We start from the raw sequence: 3187 nt of genomic DNA, 5'->3' as shown, positions 1-3187 counted from the left end.
AGGAAGGCAATAAAAAAAGAAGTCATAATACCCGAGGAGGAGGTATACGGATTATTAAAGGAACTTAAAGTGAAGAAAATATGGGTAGGTACTCCGTACGTTAAGGAAAGGACGTTGGAAGAGGTCGAATATTGGAGGTCTAAGGGCTTTGAAGTAATAGGCTACGACGGTTTGGGTAAGGTAAAAGGCGTTGATATTTCAAACACTCCCGTATTCACGGTGTATAGACTGGTTAAGAGAAATATAGATAGGGTGATTAATGCTGACGCGGTGTACATAGCATGTACTGCTTTGTCTACTTATGAGGCAGTGACTTATTTATATGAAGATCTAGGTATGCCGGTGATATCTGAAAACACAGCTACTATGTGGGGATCATTAAGAAAATTAAGAATAAAAGGGAGAATTCCAGGGATTAACATTTAGAATTATATTATAGTAAAGTTATTTCTAATAGTCAGTTACCTTAATAATCAATTCTGATCAGAAATTAAAGAGCTTTTACTTACTCTTAAATAATTGAATTTAGGATAATAATGTTTATATACAAGAAATTAAAAAAACATACTATATGTTAAATTCCGTTAGGCTCACTCTCAATTCATCTAGATCTGAAATCATGAAAATCTTTACTGATCCTTTTAGACTTAGTGGAGTTATCTCCCACTTTGTAATTCTTCAGGCTTATGATAATAACCTCGGTAGGTTTGTAAGTCCTTCGCAAGCACTTAAAGATAAAATCCCCAATCTCTACAAAGTCTTATATGTTTTCGGCACTCCAGACACTGGTATTAAAACTCTAATCGGGACATTAAAAGGGCCTGAAATAATTACTGGTGGAGTTCAGTATAAAGGTAAAGACGATGAAAACACTTTCGAACTTAATATGCAAATTATGTCTCAAGAGATGACTAATAAGACGGTAGTTACCATTACCACTAGTTTAGTTTATAATCCGTCTATGAAACATAAGCTGTTTGGAAAGGAAATAAAAGAACTTAAAGACCAATTTAACTTTCCCGAACATATCGTAAAAGAACATATAGTACCCTACTTAAACTTGACCTACAAACTTGAAGAAGTAGTGTATCTGCTGTCGGAGTAATGCACTCACTTTTTATATCGAGACTGTTAACAGTGAATGAAGTGAAAGGCGAAAGTAAGGGTACAAAAAGGAGATTTCATTTCTATTTACCCGAAGAGAAGATTGTCCAATACATTGCAAAGATCATAGAGGTTATTCTACTTGTAGCTATAGGAATAGTTATAGTGTACACAGTAATAGACATTTTCTTGTTAATTCCTTCAGGCCTGCTGAGCGAGATATTCGGACTTGTAGGTAACGCGTTTCTTGTTGTAGTGCTTCTTGAGCTATTTCAAAGTATAGTAGACTTTGGAAAAGGGAGAGGGAGGAGTGTAGTATACGTTATGGACGCTACCATGAGCTTCGTCCTAAGGGAGGTCATCATCGAATTAATCAACGGAGTGAGCAGCATGTCTGATCTTTTATACTTGGCCTCCATAATCCTGCTCGTAGCACTCAGTAGGTTCCTGATCTCCTTCAGGCTCACGAAAAAAGGGCGTAAACATTAGGTGCAGTTTTCCGTTTTTGTTAAATTATATTAAAAAGCTTTAATTTAATCACCACAATGTTAATGATTATGATAGACGTAAATGACTTCCAACCCGTATTGAGGATGGGCATTACGATAGATGAAGAGGCATATATTGCGAGGAAACTTTCCTCAATGATTGACATAAAAAAAGAGAGGATTCTGGACATAGCTCCGGGTAACTGTTTGATCCCTATTTATCTTTCCTTAGAACTTAATAAGGAGATAAGCGGAGTTGACGACTGGAAGTATTTCAAGAAGGATGAGGCTGAGAGATTGATAAGAAAGTATGGTGCCAGAGTGAATTTGTTTTATGGTCTCCCTCAAATGCCCTTTAAGGATAATAGTTTCTCTCTAGTTTACAGCGTAATGTACTTTTACAACCTAAAAAGAGAGATAATGAAAGTACTTGTTTCTGAGATAAGGAGAGTTCTTGAAGGTCAAGGTACTGTTCTAATAGTAGATCCTATAATGACTAGAGGGAAGATAAGAAAGGAGATGGAAGAGGGGAAATTTAAACTTGTAGAATATACTGAAGCAAATGCGTTATCTTTTAGTAAATGGGAAAAAATTAGTTAACTTCGTCACTCCAGCCTATAGTTAAACTTAGATTTAGAGATACCTAAGAGTACTACTCCAACTAGAAGGATGAGTATGGGAATGAAAAATTTAGGCTCTGGTGCAAGTTGGTTAAAGTAAGGTATATAATTAATGGCGGGTGTTACGTCTATCAGGAATATTATTATCGACAGAATAGTAAGGAATAAGCCCGTAATTAGTGTGGTATAAGAATACGTGTACTTTACGAATAGGTCATGCCAGTCTACTTCTCTTGTCTTAACTAAGTAAGCTCCGTTCTTCATGAAAGTAAGGGAGTAATCCTTTCCGATCATGGCGAAACCGTTCATGCGGCCGAAACCTAATTCCCTTGCTTCCTCATTACCCTTCTTGACGTTGAACTTTATTATCTCAGCCCACTCCTTTGGATTCTCCACGTTCTTACTTTCTATCACATTTCCTTGGTCGTCAAATTTGATATGTCCAACATAGCCCTTGAAAGTCATGTTAAACACCTCCGCTATTCTCGATTGCGAATTTTATTACATAGTCCCAGTTAGTCTCCTTAGCCCTTACAAAATATACCATGTCCTTAATTACCGCAAGTCCTAAATCATCGACTATCATGGCATATCCTAATAAGGGGTCTAATAGCTTAAGTCTCTTAGCCTCTTCTTTTCCTATTTCCATGTTTTCCTTAAGTCTCTTAGCTAACTTAGATAAGTCCACTTTAGTGATGTCCATTCCATAAATCTTCTCCAAGTGTTCACCGCTAAAACGGTAAACTGCCAATAAACCTGGTATTTTTTGGAAAGTAATTTGTGACATTTATTAATATTTTGAATTTAGGCTTTAAAAATATATCATTGAAATTAGTCTAATATTATTAAAAAACAAGACTTATTTACTTAAACATCAAGCAAAAAGATAGTAGTTTTTATAATCTTCTGGCTCCAAAAACTCGTTTGTGAAGTCCAATTTGCAGTATCAACCCAGAAGCAGTTACAGTTAAAACA

The 3187-nt window shown here is 35.9% G+C and carries 5 protein-coding genes and 1 pseudogene; 4 read left to right on the top strand and 2 right to left on the bottom strand.

Translation table 11 applies throughout. The annotated features are described in order from the left end of the window. The 4 genes and pseudogenes from WIW89_RS11805 to WIW89_RS11790 all read left to right on the top strand — a co-directional run. Positions 1 to 426, top strand: a pseudogene (locus WIW89_RS11805) (maleate cis-trans isomerase family protein); the annotation flags it as partial. Positions 427 to 571: 145 nt separating this feature from the next. Then, entirely contained in the window at positions 572 to 1105 is a 534-nt protein-coding gene (locus WIW89_RS11800) for a hypothetical protein (protein ID WP_337720924.1), read from the top strand. After that, complete coding sequence (locus WIW89_RS11795; RefSeq protein ID WP_337720923.1) at positions 1105 to 1593, top strand: phosphate-starvation-inducible PsiE family protein; 489 nt, start codon at positions 1105 to 1107, stop codon at positions 1591 to 1593. Before WIW89_RS11800 ends, WIW89_RS11795 begins: the two co-directional genes overlap by 1 nt. Positions 1594 to 1661: 68 nt before the next feature. Then, complete coding sequence (locus WIW89_RS11790; RefSeq protein ID WP_337720922.1) at positions 1662 to 2192, top strand: class I SAM-dependent methyltransferase; 531 nt, start codon at positions 1662 to 1664, stop codon at positions 2190 to 2192. Positions 2193 to 2197: 5 nt separating this feature from the next. On the opposite strand, the gene WIW89_RS11785 is transcribed toward WIW89_RS11790, so the two are convergent. Together WIW89_RS11785 and WIW89_RS11780 are read right to left on the bottom strand one after the other, a co-directional pair. Beyond that, a complete protein-coding gene (locus tag WIW89_RS11785) occupies positions 2198 to 2677 on the bottom strand; it encodes a hypothetical protein (protein WP_337720921.1) in 480 nt (159 codons plus the stop codon). Between the two features lies 1 nt (position 2678). Then, on the bottom strand, positions 2679 to 2999 hold the full coding sequence (locus WIW89_RS11780; RefSeq protein ID WP_337720920.1) for a hypothetical protein: 321 nt from the start codon (positions 2997 to 2999) through the stop codon (positions 2679 to 2681). Positions 3000 to 3187: the final 188 nt, after the last annotated feature.

Origin of the sequence: Stygiolobus sp. CP850M (assembly GCF_037389425.1) — an archaeon.
Classification (GTDB): Archaea; Thermoproteota; Thermoprotei_A; order Sulfolobales; family Sulfolobaceae; genus Stygiolobus.
The sequence above is the reverse complement of the archived record's forward strand: the minus strand, read 5'-3'. Positions and strand labels throughout refer to the sequence as shown.

Excerpts from the sequence above, each read along its gene's own strand:
- WIW89_RS11800 (WP_337720924.1), top strand. The coding sequence starts at position 572 with ATGTTAAATTCCGTTAGGCTCACTCTCAATTCATCTAGATCTGAAATC.
- WIW89_RS11795 (WP_337720923.1), top strand. The coding sequence starts at position 1,105 with ATGCACTCACTTTTTATATCGAGACTGTTAACAGTGAATGAAGTGAAA.
- WIW89_RS11790 (WP_337720922.1), top strand. The coding sequence starts at position 1,662 with ATGATAGACGTAAATGACTTCCAACCCGTATTGAGGATGGGCATTACG.
- WIW89_RS11785 (WP_337720921.1), bottom strand. The coding sequence starts at position 2,677 with ATGACTTTCAAGGGCTATGTTGGACATATCAAATTTGACGACCAAGGA.
- WIW89_RS11780 (WP_337720920.1), bottom strand. The coding sequence starts at position 2,999 with ATGTCACAAATTACTTTCCAAAAAATACCAGGTTTATTGGCAGTTTAC.